Source organism: Nonomuraea sp. NPDC005650, from assembly GCF_040605375.1.
Taxonomy (GTDB): Bacteria; Actinomycetota; Actinomycetes; order Streptosporangiales; family Streptosporangiaceae; genus Nonomuraea.
The window spans coordinates 37,203-58,117 of sequence record NZ_JBEXCR010000048.1; the positions used below are offsets into that span (position 1 = coordinate 37,203).

Annotated in this window: 23 protein-coding genes; 11 read left to right on the plus strand and 12 right to left on the minus strand. The window is 69.9% G+C overall.

Annotated elements, in window-relative coordinates:
- Positions 1 to 191: 191 nt before the first annotated feature.
- Together purF and purM are read left to right on the plus strand one after the other, a co-directional pair.
- Complete coding sequence (gene purF / locus ABZS69_RS53575; protein ID WP_355388762.1) at positions 192 to 1,628, plus strand: amidophosphoribosyltransferase; 1,437 nt, start codon at positions 192 to 194, stop codon at positions 1,626 to 1,628.
- A 67-nt stretch (positions 1,629 to 1,695) separates the two neighbouring features.
- Entirely contained in the window at positions 1,696 to 2,721 is a 1,026-nt protein-coding gene (purM, locus tag ABZS69_RS53580) for a phosphoribosylformylglycinamidine cyclo-ligase (RefSeq protein WP_355388764.1), read from the plus strand.
- Positions 2,722 to 2,815: 94 nt separating this feature from the next.
- Here the strand turns inward: purM and ABZS69_RS53585 are convergent, their stop codons facing one another.
- The gene (locus ABZS69_RS53585) at positions 2,816 to 3,541 is read right to left on the minus strand and encodes a TetR/AcrR family transcriptional regulator C-terminal domain-containing protein (RefSeq protein ID WP_355388766.1); all 726 of its coding nucleotides are present in this window, start codon (positions 3,539 to 3,541) and stop codon (positions 2,816 to 2,818) included.
- Positions 3,542 to 3,646: 105 nt separating this feature from the next.
- On the opposite strand from ABZS69_RS53585, the gene ABZS69_RS53590 reads away from it, so the two are divergent.
- Both ABZS69_RS53590 and ABZS69_RS53595 read left to right on the plus strand, forming a co-directional pair.
- Positions 3,647 to 4,240: an NAD(P)H-dependent oxidoreductase gene (locus tag ABZS69_RS53590; RefSeq protein ID WP_355388768.1), complete on the plus strand. Its 594-nt coding sequence runs from the start codon at positions 3,647 to 3,649 to the stop codon at positions 4,238 to 4,240.
- Positions 4,241 to 4,246: 6 nt separating this feature from the next.
- Positions 4,247 to 5,773 carry an MDR family MFS transporter gene (locus ABZS69_RS53595; RefSeq protein WP_355388770.1) on the plus strand — a complete coding sequence of 509 codons (1,527 nt, stop codon included), beginning with the start codon at positions 4,247 to 4,249 and terminating at the stop codon, positions 5,771 to 5,773.
- Between the two features lie 407 nt (positions 5,774 to 6,180).
- Here ABZS69_RS53595 and ABZS69_RS53600 read toward each other — a convergent pair whose 3' ends face one another.
- From ABZS69_RS53600 to ABZS69_RS53615, 4 genes are all read right to left on the minus strand, one after another.
- Positions 6,181 to 6,549, minus strand: coding sequence for a DUF5615 family PIN-like protein (locus ABZS69_RS53600; protein ID WP_355388772.1), 369 nt, complete (start codon positions 6,547 to 6,549; stop codon positions 6,181 to 6,183).
- On the minus strand, positions 6,546 to 6,776 hold the full coding sequence (locus ABZS69_RS53605) for a DUF433 domain-containing protein (RefSeq protein WP_355388774.1): 231 nt from the start codon (positions 6,774 to 6,776) through the stop codon (positions 6,546 to 6,548). Before ABZS69_RS53605 ends, ABZS69_RS53600 begins: the two co-directional genes overlap by 4 nt.
- A gap of 741 nt (positions 6,777 to 7,517) precedes the next feature.
- Positions 7,518 to 8,897 (minus strand): dihydrolipoyl dehydrogenase, encoded by a 1,380-nt coding sequence (gene lpdA, locus ABZS69_RS53610; protein ID WP_355388776.1) that lies wholly within the window; start codon positions 8,895 to 8,897, stop codon positions 7,518 to 7,520.
- Between the two features lie 20 nt (positions 8,898 to 8,917).
- A complete protein-coding gene (locus ABZS69_RS53615; protein ID WP_355388778.1) occupies positions 8,918 to 9,292 on the minus strand; it encodes a tautomerase family protein in 375 nt (124 codons plus the stop codon).
- Between the two features lie 18 nt (positions 9,293 to 9,310).
- On the opposite strand from ABZS69_RS53615, the gene ABZS69_RS53620 reads away from it, so the two are divergent.
- Genes ABZS69_RS53620 through ABZS69_RS53630 form a run of 3 tightly spaced genes read left to right on the plus strand, consistent with a single transcriptional unit; the run spans position 9,311 to position 11,594 of the window.
- Positions 9,311 to 9,961 carry a response regulator transcription factor gene (locus tag ABZS69_RS53620; RefSeq protein ID WP_355388780.1) on the plus strand — a complete coding sequence of 217 codons (651 nt, stop codon included), beginning with the start codon at positions 9,311 to 9,313 and terminating at the stop codon, positions 9,959 to 9,961.
- A gap of 6 nt (positions 9,962 to 9,967) precedes the next feature.
- Positions 9,968 to 11,020 (plus strand): quinone-dependent dihydroorotate dehydrogenase, encoded by a 1,053-nt coding sequence (locus ABZS69_RS53625; RefSeq protein WP_355388782.1) that lies wholly within the window; start codon positions 9,968 to 9,970, stop codon positions 11,018 to 11,020.
- 19 nt (positions 11,021 to 11,039) lie between these two features.
- The gene (locus tag ABZS69_RS53630) at positions 11,040 to 11,594 is read left to right on the plus strand and encodes a GNAT family N-acetyltransferase (protein ID WP_355388784.1); all 555 of its coding nucleotides are present in this window, start codon (positions 11,040 to 11,042) and stop codon (positions 11,592 to 11,594) included.
- 1 nt (position 11,595) lies between these two features.
- Here ABZS69_RS53630 and ABZS69_RS53635 read toward each other — a convergent pair whose 3' ends face one another.
- The 4 genes from ABZS69_RS53635 to ABZS69_RS53650 form a co-directional block, all read right to left on the minus strand.
- On the minus strand, positions 11,596 to 13,233 hold the full coding sequence (locus tag ABZS69_RS53635) for a beta-N-acetylhexosaminidase (RefSeq protein WP_355388786.1): 1,638 nt from the start codon (positions 13,231 to 13,233) through the stop codon (positions 11,596 to 11,598).
- Complete coding sequence (locus tag ABZS69_RS53640; RefSeq protein WP_355388788.1) at positions 13,230 to 14,108, minus strand: N-acetylmuramoyl-L-alanine amidase; 879 nt, start codon at positions 14,106 to 14,108, stop codon at positions 13,230 to 13,232. The genes ABZS69_RS53635 and ABZS69_RS53640 overlap by 4 nt, the downstream gene beginning before the upstream one ends.
- A gap of 86 nt (positions 14,109 to 14,194) precedes the next feature.
- Positions 14,195 to 14,443, minus strand: coding sequence for a hypothetical protein (locus ABZS69_RS53645; protein WP_355388790.1), 249 nt, complete (start codon positions 14,441 to 14,443; stop codon positions 14,195 to 14,197).
- A 215-nt stretch (positions 14,444 to 14,658) separates the two neighbouring features.
- Positions 14,659 to 15,708, minus strand: a complete 1,050-nt coding sequence (locus ABZS69_RS53650; RefSeq protein WP_355388792.1) for a LacI family DNA-binding transcriptional regulator — start codon at positions 15,706 to 15,708, stop codon at positions 14,659 to 14,661.
- Positions 15,709 to 15,855: 147 nt separating this feature from the next.
- Here ABZS69_RS53650 and ABZS69_RS53655 point away from each other — a divergent pair, with 147 nt between their 5' ends.
- The gene (locus ABZS69_RS53655; RefSeq protein WP_355388794.1) at positions 15,856 to 16,506 is read left to right on the plus strand and encodes a TetR/AcrR family transcriptional regulator; all 651 of its coding nucleotides are present in this window, start codon (positions 15,856 to 15,858) and stop codon (positions 16,504 to 16,506) included.
- 140 nt (positions 16,507 to 16,646) lie between these two features.
- Here the strand turns inward: ABZS69_RS53655 and bldC are convergent, their stop codons facing one another.
- Together bldC and ABZS69_RS53665 are read right to left on the minus strand one after the other, a co-directional pair.
- Positions 16,647 to 16,850, minus strand: coding sequence for a developmental transcriptional regulator BldC (bldC, locus tag ABZS69_RS53660; protein WP_013133571.1), 204 nt, complete (start codon positions 16,848 to 16,850; stop codon positions 16,647 to 16,649).
- Between the two features lie 322 nt (positions 16,851 to 17,172).
- Positions 17,173 to 18,036, minus strand: coding sequence for a hypothetical protein (locus tag ABZS69_RS53665; protein WP_355388796.1), 864 nt, complete (start codon positions 18,034 to 18,036; stop codon positions 17,173 to 17,175).
- Between the two features lie 109 nt (positions 18,037 to 18,145).
- Between ABZS69_RS53665 and ABZS69_RS53670 the strand changes: the two genes are divergently transcribed.
- The 3 genes from ABZS69_RS53670 to ABZS69_RS53680 all read left to right on the plus strand — a co-directional run bounded on the left by ABZS69_RS53670 (position 18,146) and on the right by ABZS69_RS53680 (position 20,450).
- Entirely contained in the window at positions 18,146 to 19,225 is a 1,080-nt protein-coding gene (locus tag ABZS69_RS53670) for a Glu/Leu/Phe/Val dehydrogenase (protein ID WP_355388798.1), read from the plus strand.
- 151 nt (positions 19,226 to 19,376) lie between these two features.
- Positions 19,377 to 19,607: a DUF3073 domain-containing protein gene (locus tag ABZS69_RS53675; protein WP_355388800.1), complete on the plus strand. Its 231-nt coding sequence runs from the start codon at positions 19,377 to 19,379 to the stop codon at positions 19,605 to 19,607.
- A gap of 285 nt (positions 19,608 to 19,892) precedes the next feature.
- Positions 19,893 to 20,450 carry an ABATE domain-containing protein gene (locus ABZS69_RS53680; RefSeq protein WP_355388802.1) on the plus strand — a complete coding sequence of 186 codons (558 nt, stop codon included), beginning with the start codon at positions 19,893 to 19,895 and terminating at the stop codon, positions 20,448 to 20,450.
- On the opposite strand, the gene ABZS69_RS53685 is transcribed toward ABZS69_RS53680, so the two are convergent.
- Complete coding sequence (locus tag ABZS69_RS53685) at positions 20,435 to 20,902, minus strand: anthrone oxygenase family protein (RefSeq protein ID WP_355388804.1); 468 nt, start codon at positions 20,900 to 20,902, stop codon at positions 20,435 to 20,437. The genes ABZS69_RS53680 and ABZS69_RS53685 overlap by 16 nt on opposite strands.
- Positions 20,903 to 20,915: the final 13 nt, after the last annotated feature.

Sequence of the window (20,915 nt, forward strand, 5' to 3'; positions counted from 1 at the left end):
CCTTTCGCGGAGAGGGTCGGCTAAACCACGCGACACGGTAAAAGGGCCTCGATACTTGGGTCATCGTGTGCCAAAACCGCAGACACTTCGCCAGGCGCACGCTGCCCTGGCGGGCTGAACGCCGCCGCGGAGGGCGGTGATATCGCCCCCGAGTGTGCGAGCACCAAAGCGGCCAACCTAAACTGAGGCATGTGCTGAAGGGCGACGGCCGGCTCGGCCATGACCTGGACCTCGATGACCGCGCTCCTAAAGACGCCTGCGGCGTCTTCGGCGTCTGGGCTCCGGGCGAGGAAGTTTCCAAACTCACCTACTACGGGCTGTACGCGTTGCAGCACCGCGGCCAGGAGTCCGCGGGCATCGCGGTCAGCGAGGGCAGCCGCATTCTCGTCTACAAGGACATGGGCCTGGTCGCCCAGGTCTTCGACGAGTCGGTGCTCAGCACCCTGCGCGGCCACCTGGCCATCGGACACTGCCGCTACTCCACCACCGGATCGAGCGTGTGGGAGAACGCGCAGCCCACGTTGAGCTCCACCGACGTCGGCGGCCTCGCGCTCGCCCACAACGGCAACCTGATCAACACCCCGGAGCTGGCCCAGCGCCTGGCCCCGGGCTCCACCCGCGCGACGACCGACACCGAGGTCCTGACCACGCTGCTCGCGCAGGACCGCACGCGTTCCATCGAGGACTCCGCGGCGGAGCTGCTGCCGCAGGTCAAGGGCGCCTACTCGCTGGTGTTCATGGACGAGAAGACGCTCTACGCGGCCCGCGACCCGCAGGGCATCCGCCCGCTGGTCCTGGGCCGGCTGGAGCGCGGCTGGGTGGTGGCCTCCGAGACGGCCGCCCTCGACATCGTGGGCGCCACGTTCGTCCGCGAGATCGAGCCGGGCGAGATGCTGACCATCGACGAGCGCGGCGTCAGGTCGCGCCGCTTCGCGCTGGCCGAGCCCAAGGGCTGCCTCTTCGAGTACGTCTACCTCGCCCGCCCCGACACCACCATCGCCGGGCGCGGCGTCCAGGTCACCAGGGTCGAGGTGGGCCGCGTGCTGGCCCGCGAGCACCCGGTCGAGGCCGACCTGGTCATCCCCACGCCCGAGTCCGGCACCCCGGCGGCCGTCGGCTACGCCGAGGAGAGCGGGATCCCGTACGGGCAGGGCCTGGTCAAGAACTCCTACGTGGGCCGCACGTTCATCCAGCCCTCGCAGACCATCCGCCAGCTCGGCATCCGGCTGAAGCTCAACCCGCTGCGCGAGGTGGTCGAGGGCAAGCGGCTGGTGGTCGTGGACGACTCGATCGTGCGCGGCAACACCCAGCGGGCCATCGTCCGGATGCTGCGCGAGGCCGGGGCCAAGGAGGTGCACGTACGCATCTCCTCGCCGCCCGTGGCCTGGCCGTGCTTCTACGGCATCGACTTCGCCACCAGGGCCGAGCTGATCGCCGGGTCGCTGTCGGTCGAGGAGATCCGCGCCTCGCTCGGCGCCGACTCGCTCGGCTACATCTCCCTGGAGGGCCTGACCAAGGCCACCACCATTCCGGCGGAGCGCCTGTGCCGGGCCTGCTTCGACGGCTCCTACCCGATCCCCATCGACCAGGACAACGTGGGCAAGTTCGTGTTGGAGAGCAAAGCGTGAGCGAGCGTAGCGAGCGAACCAGTAAACACAGCAGTACTCTGCTCACGCTGCCGACGAAGGAGGCTGCGTGAGTAGTTACGAGGCCGCGGGCGTCGACATCGCGGCGGGCGAGCGCGCCGTCGACCTGATGAAGAGCAAGGTGGCGCGCTCGCGGCGGCCCGAGGTGGTCGACGACGCCAGCGGGTTCGCCGGGCTGTTCGACGCCTCGGCGCTCCTGCGCTACGAGCGGCCGCTGCTCGCCACCTCCACCGACGGCGTGGGCACCAAGGTCATGATCGCCCAGCGCTACGGCAAGCACGACACCATCGGCATCGACCTGGTCGGCATGGTCCTCGACGACCTGGTGGTGTGCGGGGCCGAGCCGCTGTTCATGACCGACTACATCGCCTGCGGGAAGGTGGTGCCCGAGCGCGTCGCCGAGATCGTCGGCGGCGTGGCCGAGGGCTGCCGCCTGGCCGGGGCCGCGCTGGTGGGCGGCGAGACGGCCGAGCACCCCGGGGCCATGGGGCCGGACGAGTACGACCTGGCGGGCGCCGGGACGGGCGTCGTGGAGGCCGCCGCCATGCTGGGGTCCTCCCGGGTCGTGGCGGGTGACGTGGTGCTGGGGCTGGCCTCCTCCGGGATCCACTCCAACGGCTACTCCCTGGTGCGCCACGTGCTGCGCGAGGCCTCCCTGTCGCTCGACACCGTCCTGCCCGAGCTGGGGCGCCCGCTGGGCGAGGAGCTGCTGGAGCCGACCCGGATCTACTCCCTGGACTGCCTGGAGCTGGCCCGGACCGTCGACGTGCACGCCTACGCCCACATCACCGGCGGCGGCATCGAGGGCAACCTGTCGCGCTCGCTGCCGGGCCACCTGGACGCCGTGCTCGACCGGTCCTCCTGGACGCCGCCCGCCGTGTTCGGGGTGCTCGCCGGGCACGGGCAGATCGCCCAGAAGGACATGGACCGTACGTTCAACCTCGGGGTCGGCATGGCGGCCATCGTGGCCGCCGACGCGGCGGACGAGGCCGTCAGGGTGCTGGGGGCACGCGGGCTGGACGCCTGGGTGCTCGGGGAAGTGGTGCCGGGCGAGGGCCGCGCACGCTACCGGTAGCAGGCATGGCCCTCGCCCGCTACCGGTAGCCCCTCAGCCGCCCAGCCTGGCGGCTCAGACGTAGCCGCTCAGACTGGCCGCTCAGACTGGCCGCTCAGACGCCCAGCCTGGCGGCTATGCCGTCGAGGACGTAGTCCAGGCCGGTCTCGAACCGCCAGAGCGCGTCGTCCTTGCGGGCGGCCGTCTTCAGGTAGTGCTCGAAGGCGAGGTAACGCCCGGTCTGGATGTGCCAGCTCATCTGCGGCGCGAGCTCGCTGCGCAGCTCGCCGCCGTCGGCATAGCCCTGCTGGGCCATGAAGCTCTGCACGGCGATCTCGTACGCCATGGCGCCGGTCGCGTACGCGTCCACGGCGCGGAACACGCTCATCATCGCGTCGGAGTCGAGGCCCGACCCGGCCAGGGCCGACAGGGAGCGTTCGGTGACGGCCATGCGGCGCGGGGTGAGCGCGAGCATGGCCTGCGGGGACAGCTGGGCCAGCCACGGGTGCCGCAGCATCATCTCGCGGGTGCCGTGGCCCAGCGCCCGCATGGTCTCGCGCCAGCCGAGGCCCTCGGGCAGCCGCAGGCCCTCGTAGACGTGGTCGACCATCAGCTCCAGCAGCTCGTCCTTGCCTGACACGTACCGGTAGGGCGCCATGGGCGCGACGCCCAGCTCGGTGGCCAGGCGGCGCATGGTGACGGCGTCCAGGCCCTCGGCGTCGGCGATCCCGACCGCCGCCGTGGCGATGCGTACCGCCGTGAGGGTCTGCCGGGGGGCCGGAGCCGGACGTTCCAGGCGCGCCCAGAGCGGCTCGCGCGGTTTCTCTTTCTCGACGGCCATGCGGCTCCCCTTCCGTTCGCGATACAGCGTATCCGAAGTAGACAACGTACACTCTCATGTGTACGTTGTATCTCGCTAGATACGCCGTACACTAACGGAGTTCCCATGAACGACAGCCCGCTCAAGGTCGCGGTCATCCTCGGCAGCACCCGGGACGGCCGCCTCGGCACGGTCGTGAGCACCTGGATCGTCGACCAGCTCGCCCAGCGCGGCGACATGGAGGCCGACCTGATCGACCTGGTCGAGACCCCGCTGCCGACCGTCTTCCCGGTCCTCGGCCAGCCCCCCGCCTCCCAGGAGGCCAGGGACCTGCTGGCCGCGGTGTCACCGCGGATGGCGGCGGCCGACGCCTTCGTGATCGTCACGCCCGAGTACAACCGCAGCTTCCCCGCCGCGTTGAAGAACGCCATCGACTGGCACGGCCCGGAGTGGCACGCCAAGCCAGTCGCCTTCGTCTCCTACGGCGGCTTCTCCGCCGGGACGCGCGCGGTCGAGCAGCTTCGCCTGGTCCTGGCCGAGCTGCACGCGGTCACCATCCGTGACAGCATCGGCTTCCAGCGCGTCTGGGAGCAGTTCGACGGCGCGGGCCAGGCGGTCGACCCGGCCGTCGAGCCCGCCGCCAAGGTGATGCTGGACCGGCTCGCCTGGTGGGCGCACGCCCTGCGCGAGGCCAAGTCCGTCCGGCCGTACGCGGCGTGACGCGTCATGACCCGATCTCTTTACGTCGGCGTGTTCGGCCTGCTGCTCGGCATGTTCCTGGCCATGCTGGACGGCCTGATCGTGGGCACCGCGCTGCCCACGATCGCGGGCGACCTCGGCGGCCTGGACCGCCTGCCCTGGGTGGTCACCGCGTACCTGCTCGCCACGGCGGCCACCACCCCGATCTGGGGCAAGGTGGGCGACCTGTTCGGCCGCAAGGCGACCTTCATCGGCGCGATCGCGCTCTTCCTGGCCGGGTCGGGGCTGGCCGGCCTGTCGCAGGACATGAGCCAGCTCATCGCCTTCCGCGCCGTACAGGGGCTCGGCGCGGGCGGGCTCATGGTCGGGGCGCTGGCCATCATCGGCGTGCTGGTGCCACCCCGCGAGAGCGGCCGGCTGCAGTCGATGATCGGCGTCATCATGCCGATCGCGTACGTCGGCGGGCCGCTCCTGGGCGGCCTGCTCACCGACTACCTGAGCTGGCGCTGGACCTTCTACGTCAACCTGCCCGTCGGCGCCCTGGCCCTGCTGATCATCGCCACCCGGATCCACCTCCCGCCCGCCGAACGCGTCAGACCCCGCATCGACTACGCCGGCGCGGCCCTGCTCACCACCGCCATCGTGGCCCTGACCCTGCTGGCCGGCTGGGCGGGCACCGCCTACGCCTGGACCTCGCCCCAGATCCTCGCCCTGGGCGCGCTCGCCGTGGCCACCCTGGCCGGATTCGTCGCCGTCGAACGCCGGACCGCCGAGCCGGTCATCCCGCCCCGGCTGTTCGCCGGCCGCGACTTCACCCTCGCCCAGGTGCTCAGCTTCCTCGTCGGCGCCGCCATGATCAGCGTGACCAACTACCTGCCCCAGTACATGCAGTTCGTCCAGGGCGCATCCCCCGCGGCGGCCGGCATGCTGCTGCTGCCGCTGATGTTCGGCATGCTCGCCGCGCAACTGGTCACCGGCCGGCTCATCAGCCGCGACGGCCGCTATCGCCGCTACCCGATCCTCGGCGGCGCGCTCATGACCGCCGGCTCCCTGGCCCTGCTCCTGCTCGACGCCGCCACCCCCGCACCGGCCGCCTCGGCGCTCACCCTCGTCATCGGGACGGGCATCGGCCTGGTGATGCAGAGCACGACCCTGATCACGATCAACGGCGCCGACCCGCGCGACATGGGCGCGGCCAGCGGCACCGTCACCCTGCTGCGCACCGTCGGCGGATCCCTGGGCATCGCCGTGCTCGGGACCCTGTACGCGGCCCGGATGCGCACCCACCTGACCGACCGCCTCGGCCCCGGCACGGCCGACCGGTTGGAGCGGGGCGGCGAACTGACGCCCGGCTCACTGCCGCACCTGCCCGCCCCCGTGGCCGACGCCGTCCGAGAGGCCGTCACCGGCGGCCTGCACGCCCTCCTCCTCGGCGCCGCCGCCCTCGCGGCGATCTCCTTCGCCGCTTCCTGGCTCATCCGCGAGACCCCCCTCCGCGCCGACACCATGCCCCAGCCCGACTCCGAGCCAGCGCGCTCGTCCCGGAAAGGCTGAGTCGAAGTTCCCGCAGCAGCGGGACCCACGCCCGAAAAGGGAATCGCACCAATAGTGGACACTGCGACCCCCCATGAATGGTTTCCATTGGGGATTCGCCACGGCGGCGCCGGCGGCCATGGTCGCGATGCTGGTCGGCAGCCTGGGCATGCGCCGCGGCTCTCCGCGTCATATTCAGGCGCCCGCTCGGCGAGCTGACCCTGATCGTGAAGACCGGGACGACACTCGAGTCCCAGCGGGGAGTCCGCCCCCACAGAGGAAGAGGTCATCCCCATAGACGAACTCGTCATCAAGGTCGAGGAAGACCGAAGTCCACCCGCTCCGGCGAGCGGTTCTCCAGCAGTCCGTGCGTATGCCATCCGTCCGCGTGCATCTGGCACTGATCCGGCATGTGGATCATGCCGGCTTCAGCGCAGAGGCAGCGCGCGGACGCGGATGCCTCCGTTGCTGAACGCCGCGATTGCACCGGTCTGTAGGTGCTGCTCGATAACCTCGAGATTAGCCGAGATGATGTTGACCAGGTCGGGTGGACGAAGCTCCACCAGCTCTCGCACGAGGATCACAGAGGGTTCGGTCGCACGGGCATGCGCCAGGAGCGCGCCGAAGTCGGTGTCGGCGGAGATAATGATCCGGCTGTCCGCGACGGCGAGTTCCATGATCGTGGTGTCGGGCGCACTCGTCGCCTGGATATCGCGCACGTGGACGGCATCGTGACCGGCTTTGGTCAGCAGCTCAGCAACGCGGGGCGAGAGGTTCTCATCGACCAGGAAATTCACGCCGGCTCTCGGAGACGGTAGAAGTGGACATTTGTTGACACTGCTGCGTACTCAAGCGCCTGTTTGATGTCCTCCCGTTCCAAGTCCGGGTAGTCCGAGAGGATCTCGTCGAAGGTCCATCCGCCGGCCACAAGCCGCACCACCGTCTCCACCGTGATACGCAGACCACGGATGGTGGGCTTCCCTTCGAGTTTGTCAGGCTCGATGGTGATCCGATCGAAGTTCATGCGTCTACCTCCCCCTCCTGATACTGCCAGGTTGAGCGTATGAGAGCGACCAAGATACGTCGCAGGAGAGCAGTGATCAAAGTCCTCGAGGCCATGATGACGAGGGCAGGTGTATGGAGCGGGTGACGCGAATCGCAGCCACAGGCAGGCCGCCACGATGGTGCCCGCGGCACAACCGAGACGGCTCAGCTGCTCACGCAGCCCGGCCGGGGCTATCACCAGAAGCGCTTCGAGCTGGTTGAGGGTGGCAGTGTGCGCCTTGACCGCGCCGGCACGTGCCACGTGTAGCGCACGGGTCACCTCCACCCGCCCGTCCCGAGCCTTGGGCACGGCGGCCGCCCGCCCGACCAGCACCGCCTCCGCCGCGGCATAAGCATCCGGCGGTTCAGACCTGCCCGCCAGCGAGCTTGGTGGGCAATGACATACCCATGTGGGACGCGGCCCACAGCCGGGGAGCGTGAGGGGGCCGGCAGGTCACCTCACCCGGGATCGGGGCTTCGCCCCGATCCCCCATCAGCACGCCCGAGCGTCAGCGAGGACCGCGCCTTTGGGGGATCGAAAGGGGGGCTCGCCCCCTTGGGAGGCAGGCCCGAACCATCGCACGGCGCGTAGCGCCTCCTGGGTGAGGACCGTGCTTTCCCGGGGTCGAAGGGGCGGAGCCCCTGGGAGGCAGGGCCCGAGCACTCGCATGGCACGAAGTGCCTCCCGATGCGAGGACCGTGCTTTTCGCCTGGGAGCCGATCACATGTTGATCATGTGGCCGGCGAGGCCGTGGATCGCTTCCTTGACCGCTTCGCCGAGCGTCGGGTGCGCGTGGACGTTGCGGGCGACCTCGTGCACGGTCAGGTCCCACTGCTGCGCCAGGGTGAGCTCCGGCAGCAGCTCGGTGACCTCGGGTCCGATCAGGTGGGCGCCGAGCAGCTCGCCGTGCGTGTTGTCGCTGATGATCTTGACGAAGCCGTTCGCGTCGCCCAGGCCGTGGGCCTTGCCGTTCGCCGTGAACGGGAACTTGGCCACCTTCACGTCATAGCCCAGGTCGCGCGCCTGCGCCTCGGTGTAGCCGAAGCTGGCCACCTGCGGCTGGCAGTACGTGGCCCGCGGGATCATCACGTAGTCGAGCTCCATGGTCTCCGCCTCGCCGATCGTCTCGGCGGCGATGATGCCCATGGACTCCGCGGCGTGCGCCAGCATCAGCTTGGCGGTGACGTCGCCGATGGCGAAGATGTGCGGCACGTTCGTACGGCAACGCCCGTCGACCGCGATGGCGCCCCGGTCGGTGAGAGCCACGCCCGTCTTCTCCAGGCCGTAGCCCTCGACGCGCGGCTGGAACCCGATGGCCTGCAGCACCTTGTCGGCCTCGAGCACCTGCGTCTGGTCGCCCCTGGTGACGGTGACCTTGACGGAGGCGCCGGTGTCCTCGATGGCGTCCACGCGGGTCGAGGTCAGCACCTCGATGCCGAGCCGCTTGTAGCGCTTGGCCAGCTCGGCCGACACCTCCACGTCCTCCAGCGGCACGACCCGGTCGAGGAACTCCACGATCGTCACCTTGACGCCGTAGTTGTGCAGCACGTACGCGAACTCCACGCCGATGGCGCCGGCGCCCGCGATGATGATGCTCTCCGGCAGCTCCTCGGTGAGGATCTGCTCCTCGTACGTCACCACGCGCTCGGACAACCGCGTGCCCGGGATCAGGCGGGTGGTCGCCCCCGCCGCGATGATGCAATTGGAGAACGTGATCGTCTCGCCGTTCACCTGGAGCGTGTTCGCGTCCAGGAACGTGCCGCGACCGTCGTACTCGGTGATGGCGTTCTTCTTCATCAGGTAGTGAACGCCCTTGACCCGCCCGTCGGCCACCTTGCGGCTGCGCTGGAAGGCCGCTCCGTAGTCGAAGGTGACCTGGCCGCTGATGCCGAACGTCTTGGCCTCGTGGTTGAAGATGTGGGCCAGCTCGGCGTTGCGCAACAGCGCCTTGGACGGGATGCAGCCCACGTTCAGGCAGACGCCACCCCAGTACTTCTCCTCGACGACCGCGGCGCGCAGCCCGAGCTGGGCGGCGCGGACGGCGGCCGTGTACCCTCCCGGACCCGCGCCGAGAACGACGACGTCATAGTGAGTGCTCATGAGTCGGACCATACCGTCAGCTAGACCTCGACCTTGTACGAGAGGGTGAGCTCGTCGGCGGGCACACCGCGGATCCCCCAGTTCGCCTTGGGCATCTCGATGATCGTGATCTCGACGTCCTCAGGATCGTAGCCGGATTTTTCGTAGATCTCCCGGATCAGCGCCCGCTTGGCGTCGTCGCTGCGGCCTGTGAAGCAGATCACCTCGATGATGAGGTAATCGTCGCTACGCCCAGGGCAGACGAAGTCGTCCGCGTCGAGCAGCAGGAACCGGTGGAACCGCTTCTCCGGCGGCAGACCCCAAGCGCTCACCAGGCACGACTGCACCAGATCGGAGATCTCCCGCTGCCGCCCGGCCCACACATCCCTGCGCCCGTACACCTTCACCTGTGCCATATCGGCAATATAGAGGGCGTGATCCGTGTACTCCTGGCCGACGACGAGGCCATGATCCGGGCCGGGGTCAAAGCGATCCTCGCCGCCGACCCGTCGCTGGAGGTGGTGGCCGAGGCCGGCGACGGCAGGCAGGCCGTCGACCTGGCCATCAGCCACCGCCCCGACGTGGCGCTGCTCGACATCCGCATGCCCAGGCTCGACGGCCTGGGCGCGGCGAGCGAGATGCGCCGGGTCGCGCCGGACACGGCCGTGGTGATGCTGACCACATTCGGAGAGGACGACTACATCGCCAAGGCGCTCGACATCGGGGCGAGCGGGTTCCTGCTCAAGTCGGGCGACCCGCGCGAGCTGATCGCCGGGATCCACGCGGTGGCCGACGGGGCCGCGTACCTGTCGCCCAGGGTCGCCCAGCGGGTGATCGCGCAGCTCGCGGGCGGCAGGATGAGCAAGGGGGCGCTGGCCCGCGAGCGCGTCAGCGCGCTCACCGAGCGCGAGCGCGAGGTGCTGGCCCTGCTCGGCGCGGGCATGTCCAACGCCGAGATCGCCCGCGAGCTGCACATCGTCGAGGGCACGGTCAAGGCGTACGTGAGCGCCATCCTCACCCGGCTCGGCGTCCGCAACCGGGTGCAGGCCGCGATAATCGCCCACGAGGCCGGGTTGGTAGCCTGACGCGTGATGTATCGCCTCGTGTTCACGCAGGTCTTGCGGCGTTTCGACGCCGAGGCCGTGCACCATCTCACCGTGAGCGCCCTCGCGCTCCTCGCGCGGCTGCCCGTGGTCAAGCGGCTGCTCTTCCGCGCGCTCGCGCCCCGCGACCCGGCCCTGCGGGTGACCGCGTTCGGCGTGCACTTCCCGGGCCCGCTCGGCCTGGCCGCCGGGTTCGACAAGGACGCCGCGTGCGCCGAGGGCATCGCCGCGCTCGGTTTCGGGCACGTCGAGGTCGGCACGATCACCGCGCACGCCCAGCCGGGCAACCCACGCCCGCGCCTCTTCCGGCTGCTGCCAGAGCGCGCGGTGATCAACCGGATGGGCTTCAACAACGCCGGGGCGACCGCCGCGGCCCGCAGGCTGCGCCGCGCCCGCGGCGTCCCCGTCGTGGTCGGCGTGAACATCGGCAAGACCAAGGTGGTGCCCGAGTCGGAGGCCGTGGCCGACTACGTGGCCAGCGCCAGGGAGCTCGCGCCGCTGGCCGACTACCTCGTGGTCAACGTCAGCTCGCCCAACACCCCGGGGCTGCGCAACCTCCAGGCGGTCTCGCTGCTGCGGCCGCTGCTCACGGCGGTCAAGGAGGTCGCGGACGGCACGCCCCGCCCCACCCCGCTGCTGGTGAAGATCGCGCCCGACCTCGCGGACGAGGACGTCGACGCGGTCGCCGACCTGGCGGTGGAGCTGGGCCTGGACGGGATCATCGCCACCAACACCACGATCAGGCACGGCGGCGAGACGGGCGGGCTGTCGGGCCGCCCGCTCAAGGGCCGCTCCCTGGAGGTGCTCAGGCGCCTGCGCGCCAGGGTCGGCAACCGGCTCACGCTGGTGTCGGTCGGCGGGGTGGAGGACGTGGACGACGTCTGGGAGCGCCTGCTGGCCGGGGCCAGCCTGGTCCAGGGCTACACGGGCTGGATCTACGGCGGCCCGCTTTGGGCCTCGCGCATCCACCGCCAGCTCTCCAGGCGCGTACGCCGCCACGGCCTCAAGTCCGTCACCGACGCCATCGGCCGCACCGCCTGAATCCCCTATCGTGGGGCGAATGATCGAAGAGGTACCCCTAGCGGACGGCGTCATCCTGCGACCGGCCGCCGAGCAGGACGCCGAGGCCCTGCAACGCTCCTACGACCGCAACCGCGAGCACCTGAAACAGTGGGAGCCCCGCAGGCCCGCCGAGTTCTTCACCCTGGAGGGCCAGGCCAAGCGGCTCATGGACGTGCTGGAGCAGCAGGCGCAGGGCCGGGCGATGCCGTGGGTGCTCGCGGACGGCGACGAGATCGTGGGCCGCGCGACGCTCAGCGGCATCGTCCGCGGCCCCTGGCTGAGCGCCGACCTCGGCTACTGGGTGGACGGCGACTATGTCGGGCGCGGCCTGGCCACCGGCGCCGTGCGGGAGGTGTGCCGGCTGGCCGACGAGGAGCTGCGGCTGCACCGGATCGCGGCCAGCACCCTGCTCGACAACGCGGCCTCGCAGAACGTGCTGGTCAAGACCGGCTTCGAGCCGTACGGCACCGCCGACCGCTACCTCGAGATCGACGGCAGGTGGCAGGACTGCCGCCTGTTCCAGCGCATCCTCAACGACCGCCCGGCCTTCTGACTCACACGCTGGGGCGGGTCGACTCCGCGTCGTGCGTCATGCTCTCGATGTGGCCCATCGCCTCGTGGACACGCAACACGCCCGGCCGGTGCGGGCGCCGCCGCTGCCACGGGTGCGGCCCCGCCGGCGGGCGGTACTCCACCCCGAGCGCGTCCAGCCGCCCCAGATGCTCCTCCAGCCGTCCCGCGAAGCCGCCCGTGAAGCTGTCCGCGGAGCCGCCCGTGGAGCCGCCCGTGGAGCCATCTGCGGGACCGGCCCACGCGACCTCCGCCAGCGCGCACGCCCGCGGCCACAGCCGGTAGTCGACCATGCGGGCGTCGGGCACCCGCTCGCTCCAGAGCTGTGCCTGGGCCCCCAGGACCCGGGCGCGCTCCTCCTCCGTCCAGGAGGCCGGCGCGGGCTCGAAGGCGGCCACGTCCGAGACGGTGATGGCGTCGCCGATGGCCATGGGCTCGTCCGCCGAGGCCGCCTCCGCCCAGTCGAAGTACAGCGGGAACACCGGGGTCGCCACCACGTCGTGCCCGGCCGCCGCCGCCCGGCGGCCCACCCCCATGCCGCGCCACGGCATCACCACGGTGTCCTCCCGCAGCCCGCCGCTGACGAACGCCTCGTCCCACACCACGGCCCGCGCGCCCCGCTCGGCCAGCGCGTCCGCGAGCCGCCGCAGGAACCACGCCTGCAGCTCGTTGGAGGTGGCCAGCCCGAGCGAGTCGCGGTACGCGATGATCTCCGGGGACTCGCCCCAATGGTCCAGCACGACCTCGTCGCCGCCGATGTGCACGTACGGGGTCTCCCCCAGCGCCCCGATCAGCTCGTCGAAGATCGTGGTCAGGAACTCGACGGTCGGCGGCAGCGGCGACAGGATCGCGGAGGAGATGCCCCACCGGTCGAGCACGTCGTAAGGCTCCCCGGTGGCCCCGAGCGCCGGGTAGGCCGCCAGGATCGCCGACGCGTGACCGGGCACGTCGATCTCGGGGACGATCGTGACGCACCGCGAGCGGGCGTACGCGCCGATCTCGGCCAGGTCGTCGAGCGTGTAGTAGCCCCCGTGCGGCAGGTCGTCGTACGTGTCCGGCTCCCGCCAGAAGTTGGTCGCCGTGCGCGGCCGGTGCGAGGAGACCTCGTGCAGCAGCGGGTACGCCCTGCTCTCCACCCGCCATCCCTGGTCGTCCACCAGGTGCAGGTGGAGGCGGTTGAGCTTGTGCATCGCCATCAGGTCGAGCAGGCGGAGGATCTCCCGCTTGGGGAAGAAGTGCCGCGCCACGTCCAGGTGCAGCCCGCGCCAGGCGAACCGCGGCGCGTCCTCGATCCGCACCCCTGGAACGGACCACGAGGCCCCGCCGGAGAACCGATAGGAGGCGGCCGGCAGCAGCTGGTGCAGCGACTGCGCCGCGTAGAACGCCCCCGCCCGCCCGCCGGCCACGATCTCGACGCCCCGCGAGCCGACCGTCAGCCGGTACGCCTCCTCACCGAGCGCCGGATCCCGCCGGACGTCTATCTCACCCGCGTCGCCGGGCCGCAGGTCGAGCAGCGGGAGCGCGAGGCGCACGGCGTCCACCAGGTCGCCGGACACGGTCGCGCCCGAGGTCAGCTGGAAGGAACCGGAAAGATCGCTGAGCAGCTCTGGGCGAGGAATCATGCTTTGAGATAGTGCTGCAATCCGTTCGCCAGCGCCACCGCGATCTTCTGCCGGAAACGCGGGTCCTGGAACTTGGCCGCCTCGGCGGCGTTGCGCATGTTGCCGCACTCGATGAGGATCTTCGGCACCGTCGACAGGTTGAGGCCGCCGAGGTCGCTGCGGTAGTCGAGCGCGTCGCGACCGACATAGGTGGAGTACGGCAGGCCCGTGCCCTTGGCGAACGCGTTGCGCACGTCGATGCCGAGCCTGCTCGACGCGGCCACGACCTTGTCCACGGGGCCGTTGATCTTCTTCGGCATGATGACGTGGAAACCGTGGTTGGCGGGGGCCGAGCCGTCGCCGTGGATGGAGATCGCGACGTTGGCGTGAGCCTTGTTGCCGATCGCGGCCCGTTCGGTGATGCACGGGCCCACGCCGTCGTTGCTCTCCCTGGTCAGCTTGACCGTGGCCCCGCGGGCTTCGAGGATCTTGACGAGCCGCTTGGAGACGTCCCAGGCGAAGGCGGCCTCGCTGTAGCCGTTGTTGGTCGCGGTGCCCGTCGTGTCGCAGGGCTTCCACTTGGTCAGCACGTTGACCATGCGGTTGACGGCCTTGGGGTCACGGTAGTTGCCGCCGTTGTGGCCCGGGTCGATCACGACGACCTTGCCCTCGAGCGGCTTGTCGTCGAGCGGGGACTGCTTGGCGGGAGTCTGCTCCGTGGCGGGAGTCGGCTCCGCGGCGGTCTGCTCCTGGACGGGAGTCCGCTCCGTGGCGGTCTGCTCCGCGCTGGTCGCGGGAGCGGCCTGACCTGCCGCGGCGTCACCGGTGCCGGTGCCGCCACACGCGGAGGCGATCAGGCCGCAAACGGCGAGGACTGAGGCTGGCAGAGCACGCATGGGATCCAACTTACGGCAAACCCGGAGCTCAAGCCCGTCTTATGCCGACCACGGCGGGTGGAGGGGAGTCGTACGTCCTAAGGCCCTCACCAGACGCGCTCGCCGACCTCCTGGCGCTCCAGCAGGGCGGCCAGCTCCCGCGCGTCCTCGGCGTCGAGCCCGAGGACGACGCGGGGCCGGCCCCACGGGTGGTCGAGGGAGTGGGCGACGTAACTGGCGACCGACTCCGCGGTGCCGTCGACGCCCCGCCCCCTCCCCGCCCGCCAGTGGCCCCAGGCGCGCTCGAGCTCGGCCGCCGCGCGCTGGGCGCAAGACACTAGTTCCGGATCACGCATGACTGTTCCCCCGGATCAGACCGTGACCGGACCGAATCCGGCCACAATTAGCATGACCCTGACGAGTAAACAGCCGCGCGGCCGCTTCTCCGCGCGGCTTGACCCAGCCTTGGGGCTTTGCGAACAAGAAACCTGCTCCAGCAGACCGCCGCCCTACTGTCGTGCGCGCGATTCTCGCCACAGCGGCGGCCGGCTTTGCAGATTTCTCATTCGTCTTAGGCCGGACCCGTGCTACGTCGCACGATCAGCTCGGGGCGGATCTCGCGCAGGCGCGAGACCTTGGCGGGGTCCCCGATCCGGTCGCTCAGCAGCGCCGCCGCCGACCTTCCCATGGTGCGGCGGGGCTGGTCGACCGAGGTGAGCGAGATGTGGTGGGAGGCCGACAGGTGCGTGTTGTCGTAACCGACCACCGAAAGGTCTTGCGGGACTCGCAGGCCCAGCTCGCTCGCGGCTGAGAGCACGCCGAGCGCGACCACGTCATTGGCGGCGAAGATCGCCGTGGGCCTGGGGTCGCGGGTGAGCAGCGCCATCGCCGCCTCCCTGCCGCCCTCCTCGGTCGAGTCCGCGGCCTCGACCATGATGTACGGCGCCAGCGAGTGCCTGCGCATGGCCACGAGGTAGCCCTCGCAGCGCGAGGAGCGCCGGCCCTCGATGTGCGCGATGCGCTTGTGGCCCAGCTCGACCAGGTGATCGATGGCCAGGCGAGCGCCGAGCTGGTCGTCGTCGACCACGATGTCGACTCCGTCGAGCTCGATGTCACGTTCCCCTACGACGACGGTCGGGGTGTAGGCGGTGGCCTCGATCAGCGTCTCGCTGGTCGGCGCGATGCCCAGCAGGATCAGCCCGTCCACCCTGAGTTCGAGGAAGGCCTCGACGGCCTCGTCCTCGAACGCCGGGTCCCACTGGCTGTTCCCGATGAGCATGCGCAGGCCGTCGCCGTGCAGGCTCTCCTGCAGACCGTCGAGGAACTCCGCGTAGAACGGATTGTGCAGGTCGGCGACGAGCGCGCCGACGAGATGCGTACGGCCTTCGACCAGGCTCCGCGCGACCGCGTTCGGCCGGTAGCCGAGTTCGCGGGCGGCCTGCAGCACGGCCTGGCGCCGGTGCTCGCTCACGTGCGGGGATCCGCGCAGCACGAGAGAGACCAGCGATTTCGAGACGCCGGCTCGTTCGGCGACGTTGCGGATTGTCGGTCTGGGCCGAGGCAGCGTGTCTACCTCTCTGAGCTCGGTGATGGTGGAAGTGTTGACGGGCGGTCCTGACATGTGTCTCCCCCGCGATGCGGATATGGGCACCTGTCTGACCAAACGATCGAGTTCGCCGCAGGGTACGGCCTTCTCACTCTTTCGCTCAGGGAATCGTGGTCGGCCGACCCGGGGAACGGGCGGCACGGCGTCGGCTACTGTGCAGGGGTGACACCCGGGAAGCCAGCCGAGACGGCGCGGCCGGCGCGGCGCAGGCTCAGCGTCGACCGGCGTCGCGAGGAGCTGATGGCGGCCGCGCTCGAGCTGTTCAGCACCCGTGACGCGGAAGACGTCTCGATCGACGACGTGGCCTCGGCGGCGGGCGCTTCGCGGGCCCTCGTCTACCACTATTTCGGCGGCAAGCAGGAGCTCTACGTGGCCGCGCTGAAGAGCGCGGCGGAGCAGTTGGAGTCCCGGCTTCGCCCCCATGAGGGCGGCCGGCCGGTCGAAGAGCTGGCCTCAGGGCTCAAGCGCTACTTCGACTTCGTCGAGGAGCACGCGGCCGGGTTCGCCGCGTTGCTGCGCGGGGGGCCCGCCAACAGGGCGGGCGAGGTCGGCGAGATCGTCGACGGCGTACGCCAGCGGCTCTTCCGCCAGATCCTGAAACAGATGCGCGTCGAGGAGGCCAGCCCGGTGCTGCGCTCGACCCTGCGGTCGTGGATCGCCTCCGTGGAGACGGCCGGCCTCGACTGGCTGGAGCATCGTGACATAGAGCGACCGACGCTGGAAAAGATGCTCGTCGACCACATGGGCGCGCTGCTGCGCGTGGCCGCCGCCTACGACGGCGACGTGGCCAGGCTGCTGGAACGATTCAGTTAGCCCGGATCGGTAAGCCCGGAAGGATGGCGCCGGGCGGGCGGCGCCAACTCTCCCATGCGACGTTTTGTCGTCACAGCGGTGGACCAGGCCGTCGGCCTGGCTCACCCCCAACCCCCCTGAGGATCCGTGACGACCCTCACTTACTCCGAGCGCTGCTGCGGAATGCCCGCGAGCAGTGCCCGGACCTCGGTCTCCCGGTAACGCCGATGACCGCCGAGGGTGCGAATCGACGTCAACTTACCCGCCTTGGCCCACCGCGTAACGGTCTTGGGGTCGACCCTGAACATGGTCGCGACCTCAGCGGGCGTGAGCAGTGGCTCGGCCTCGGGTGTACGAGCTGACATTTGTGCGGCCTCTCCTCCGTGTGGACCGGCTTAGCGATCCTGTGACTGCCTTTGCGCGTGTCACGGATGTCCCCCTATGGCACAGAGCGTGCGGCTTTTCTGAGCCATATGCGGCATCACCCGATGTGACCATACCGCCACGCAGAGCGATTGGCGAGCCCTTCTTTGACCCAACTGCCCGCCCCCGTGGCGATGTCACGCTCGGTGATTCTAGCGACACGGTTCGTGGTATCGCAGTGAAAACGGCAAACTACTCAGTTCGCAGAAGAGAGCAGCCGTGAGACGTGACCTACTCATGCAGGTCAGACGGTCGCATTGAGCCTCAGTTGGCAGATTCCAGCTGTTGCATTGACTTCCACCGGAGGATCACCCTCTGGTACATGGCGTAGGCAAGTTCTTCTTGACCCGTGTCCAGGCCCGTCAGAGCTGCCGACAGCTCGGCGACGGACTGATCCGCCTGCAACGCGTCGTCGTCCATGAGGTGGACGAGGCCGCCGTAGTCGAGCTCGACCAGCGAGTGCGGGTGGAACTCCTCCAGCCACCTGGCGACGTCCTCCACGTCGAAGTTGGCGGACACGTCGCCCAGATGCCTGCGCAGCACGTTGAGCGCCCTGGCCGCCCGCCTCCTGGCCTGTGCCATGGAGGTGACGTAGATGAGGTTGCGTCCGGTAGCGGTCGTCACGTCCTGTCCCGGGTTGGCGGAGCCGAGCACCAGCCAGCGCTCGTTTCCATCAAACGGCACGAACCACGATGGCGGCACATGCCACGCCGTGGTGCGAATGTGCGTACGCAACGCGGACGAACCGCCCTGCCGTTTGTAACGGTCGAAGTCGTCGGCCACCTGGTCGGCGATCGCCTTGGGCACCAGGCGGTCCATCATCTTCACAGGAGTGCTGCCACGCAGCCTTGAGAACGCCAGCCACGAACGCAAACGGGTCTGCCAGGGGCAGACGTACAGCCGGTCCTCAACACGCCGCAGATAGGCGTTGGGGCTCTCCTGGGCGGGAACGGGTTGAGGGGGCATGCCGAGAAGGCGCATGACCGACTCGCCGTGCTCCGCATTGAGCGCGTTCGCGCGGCGCGGGCGATCACGTGAGTCGGCGTAGTCGGCCCACACCTTGCGCTCGGGTTCGGCGAACGCGGTCAGTGGCTCATAGACGCGGAGGTAGGCGGCATAGGGCAGCACGGAGGCATCGTGTCATGAAGCGAACCTGCGTGCACCGTTGTGGGGCTTACTACGCTGTGAGGTGATCTCCGCCGCAAAGGTGCGGCGGACCGGACAGGGAGTCACTACCGTGACCGACGTCTTCGGCTCGTCCCAAAAGGACGTCCACGAGCAGGTCGTGTTCTGCGCCGACGAGCAGAGCGGCCTGCGTGCCATCATCGCCATCCACAACACGGCCCTGGGCCCTGGGCTGGGAGGCACCCGCTTCTATCCGTACGAGAGCGAGAGCGCGGCCCTGGCCGACGTGCTCAACCTCTCCAAGGGCATGTCCTACAAGAACGCTCTGGCCGGCCTCGACCTGGGCGGCGGCAAGGCCGTCATCATCGGCGACCCGGCGCAGGACAAGAACGAGGCGCTGCTGCGCGCGTACGGGAGGTTCGTGCAGTCGCTCGGCGGGCGCTACATCACGGCCTGCGACGTGGGCACCTACAGCGCGGACATGGACGTCATCGCCCGCGAGTCCCGCTTCGTGACCGGCCGCTCACCGGCCCACGGCGGGGCGGGGGATTCGTCCATCCTCACGGCGTTCGGCGTGTTCCAGGGCATGCGGGCCTCGGCCGAGCGCGTGTACGGAACGCCGTCGCTGCACGGTAAGCGCGTCGGCGTCGAAGGGGTCGGCAAGGTGGGCCACCGCCTGGTCGATCTCCTGCGCGAGGACGGCGCCGAGGTCGTGATCTGCGACGTCGACCCCAAGGCCGTCGACCGCGTGCGCCTGCGCCACCCGGAGGTCGACGTGGTGGCCGACGCGACCGAGCTGTCCGGATCCGACATCGACGTGTTCGCGCCGTGCGCACTGGGCGGCGCGCTCGACGACGCGACGGTCGCCAGGCTCCGGGCGAAGATCGTCTGCGGCGGGGCCAACAACCAGCTCGCCCACCCGGGGGTCGAGAAGCAGCTCGCCGAGCGCGGCATCCTCTACGCGCCCGACTATGTCGTCAATTCGGGAGGGGTGATCCAGGTCGCGGATGAGATCGAGGGCTTCGACATGGAACGAGCCAGGGCGAAGGCCGCCCAGATCTACGACACGACTCTGAAGATCTTCCGAATCGCTGCCGATGAGGGCGTTCCTCCCGCCGTCGCAGCGGATAGGCTAGCCGAGCGCAGAATGTCGGAAGTCGGGCGTATTCGGGCCATTTGGCTGGGCCACTGACGCCCCACGCCCATACGGCGTACCGAGCTGGGCACAAAACAGGTACGGTAATAGGCGAACGATAGGCTGACGCCCAAAGAGAAGCGGCGTCAGTGTGTGGTGCGTTAGCGACGAGGGGTCGGGGACGACCCCACACGAGGGGGTCGAGCCAATGGGGCGCGGCCGAGCAAAGGCCAAGCAGGTCAAGGTTGCTCGCCAGCTGAAGTACAACAGCGGTGGCACGGATCTTGACCGTCTTCGCGATGAACTCGGGGTCGGAGACTCCAGCAGCAATGACGACGCCGACGACCTCAACGATGAGCTGGCGGATCGCTATGCCGATTACGCCGATGACTATGGCGCCGGAGACGACGACGACGACCGTCCTCCCGGCCGTCGATAGCCGTTCCTGGTTGACGTGACGAGGGCCGGCGCCCGCGCTGGATCCTCCTTCACGCTCGTCGGGCCCCACGGGCAACCGTGGGGCTTTCGTCACGTGGTCGCCTTTCCCATGGTCGTCCTTTCCAGGAAGCCCGCGATCACCTACGCGTGGGCGCCCGGTTCGAGGAAGATCGCGTCTCCCCGCCCCCAGAGCACCAGCGCGGGCGGGCGATGCCGGCGTAGCCAGAGGTGGCGAGGGCCGGTCGGATGATCTAATGGGTCAACGCCTGGTTGTAGCATTAGCGGCATGGAGCTGCTGACAGGTGAGCCCCTGGCCCTGGACCTGGTCAACACGCGGACCCGTGACCACGACGCCCTGGCCCGGGCCGCCGACTTCAACGACTGGCTGGCCAGGCAGTCCGACCGCCTCACCCTGCCGGACGCCCCCTTCCCGGCCGCCGACCTGGCCGCCGTCCGCCGGCTGCGCGGCCACGTGGAGGCGGCCCTGGACGCCGCCCGCCAGGCCGTGCCCGCGCCGCCCGCCTCGATCGCGGCGATCAACGACGCCCTGCGGCTCGCCCCGCCGTACCCTCAGCTGGAGCCCCGGGGAGTCGTCTTTGCGAGCGTCACGCGGCGGGACGGCGCGGTTGTGAGCCACCTCCTCACGCAGCTCGCCGAGGCGGCCGTGGACCTGCTGACGGACCCCGGCGTGGGCAAGGTGCGCTCGTGCGAGGCCCCCGACTGCCGGCTGCTCTTCCTCCCGGCCCACCCCCGCCGCCGCTGGTGCTCACCGACGCTCTGCGGCAACCGGATCCGCGTCGCCCGTTACTACCAGCGGCACAAGCCGGATCACTCCCAGACGTAGAGCGCGGCGCCCAGGAGGGCGACGGCGAGCGCGCAGGCCCAGCCGCGCACGTGGTTGAAGCGGGTCCAGCGCGGCGAGTAGCCGGCCCAGTCGAGCTCGCCCGCGTCGATCGCGTTGTTCAGCGGCACGTTGACCACGCTCGTCACCACGATCGAGCCGAAGAAGGCGACCAGGGCGGCCGCGACGGCCAGGATGCCCGGCAGGCTGCCGGGCCCGGCCACGAACAGCAGGATCCCGGCGACCAGCGCGATGAGCGGCGCCAGCGTGAACGTGGACAGGAACGCCGGATTGAGGATCTTCCGGTTGACGCTGCGCATGACGGCTTCCGCCTGGTCCTTCTCGACGGCGTCGAGGGCCGGCATCACCGACGTGGAGAACGCGAAGTAGACCCCTGCCATGAGGCCGTTGAGCACGAGGGCGAGGATCGCCGCGATGGCCGCGAGTAGGTCCATGCGGCAATGATCC

Coding starts and splice junctions, on each gene's coding strand:
- ABZS69_RS53680 (WP_355388802.1), top strand. CDS start 19,893: ATGGAGCTGCTGACAGGTGAGCCCCTGGCCCTGGACCTGGTCAACACG.
- ABZS69_RS53585 (WP_355388766.1), bottom strand. CDS start 3,541: ATGGCCGTCGAGAAAGAGAAACCGCGCGAGCCGCTCTGGGCGCGCCTG.
- ABZS69_RS53615 (WP_355388778.1), bottom strand. CDS start 9,292: ATGGCACAGGTGAAGGTGTACGGGCGCAGGGATGTGTGGGCCGGGCGG.
- lpdA (WP_355388776.1), bottom strand. CDS start 8,897: ATGAGCACTCACTATGACGTCGTCGTTCTCGGCGCGGGTCCGGGAGGG.
- ABZS69_RS53675 (WP_355388800.1), top strand. CDS start 19,377: ATGGGGCGCGGCCGAGCAAAGGCCAAGCAGGTCAAGGTTGCTCGCCAG.
- bldC (WP_013133571.1), bottom strand. CDS start 16,850: ATGTCAGCTCGTACACCCGAGGCCGAGCCACTGCTCACGCCCGCTGAG.
- ABZS69_RS53640 (WP_355388788.1), bottom strand. CDS start 14,108: ATGCGTGCTCTGCCAGCCTCAGTCCTCGCCGTTTGCGGCCTGATCGCC.
- ABZS69_RS53595 (WP_355388770.1), top strand. CDS start 4,247: ATGACCCGATCTCTTTACGTCGGCGTGTTCGGCCTGCTGCTCGGCATG.
- ABZS69_RS53645 (WP_355388790.1), bottom strand. CDS start 14,443: ATGCGTGATCCGGAACTAGTGTCTTGCGCCCAGCGCGCGGCGGCCGAG.
- ABZS69_RS53635 (WP_355388786.1), bottom strand. CDS start 13,233: ATGATTCCTCGCCCAGAGCTGCTCAGCGATCTTTCCGGTTCCTTCCAG.
- ABZS69_RS53685 (WP_355388804.1), bottom strand. CDS start 20,902: ATGGACCTACTCGCGGCCATCGCGGCGATCCTCGCCCTCGTGCTCAAC.
- ABZS69_RS53590 (WP_355388768.1), top strand. CDS start 3,647: ATGAACGACAGCCCGCTCAAGGTCGCGGTCATCCTCGGCAGCACCCGG.
- ABZS69_RS53625 (WP_355388782.1), top strand. CDS start 9,968: ATGTATCGCCTCGTGTTCACGCAGGTCTTGCGGCGTTTCGACGCCGAG.
- ABZS69_RS53630 (WP_355388784.1), top strand. CDS start 11,040: ATGATCGAAGAGGTACCCCTAGCGGACGGCGTCATCCTGCGACCGGCC.
- ABZS69_RS53650 (WP_355388792.1), bottom strand. CDS start 15,708: ATGTCAGGACCGCCCGTCAACACTTCCACCATCACCGAGCTCAGAGAG.
- ABZS69_RS53605 (WP_355388774.1), bottom strand. CDS start 6,776: ATGAACTTCGATCGGATCACCATCGAGCCTGACAAACTCGAAGGGAAG.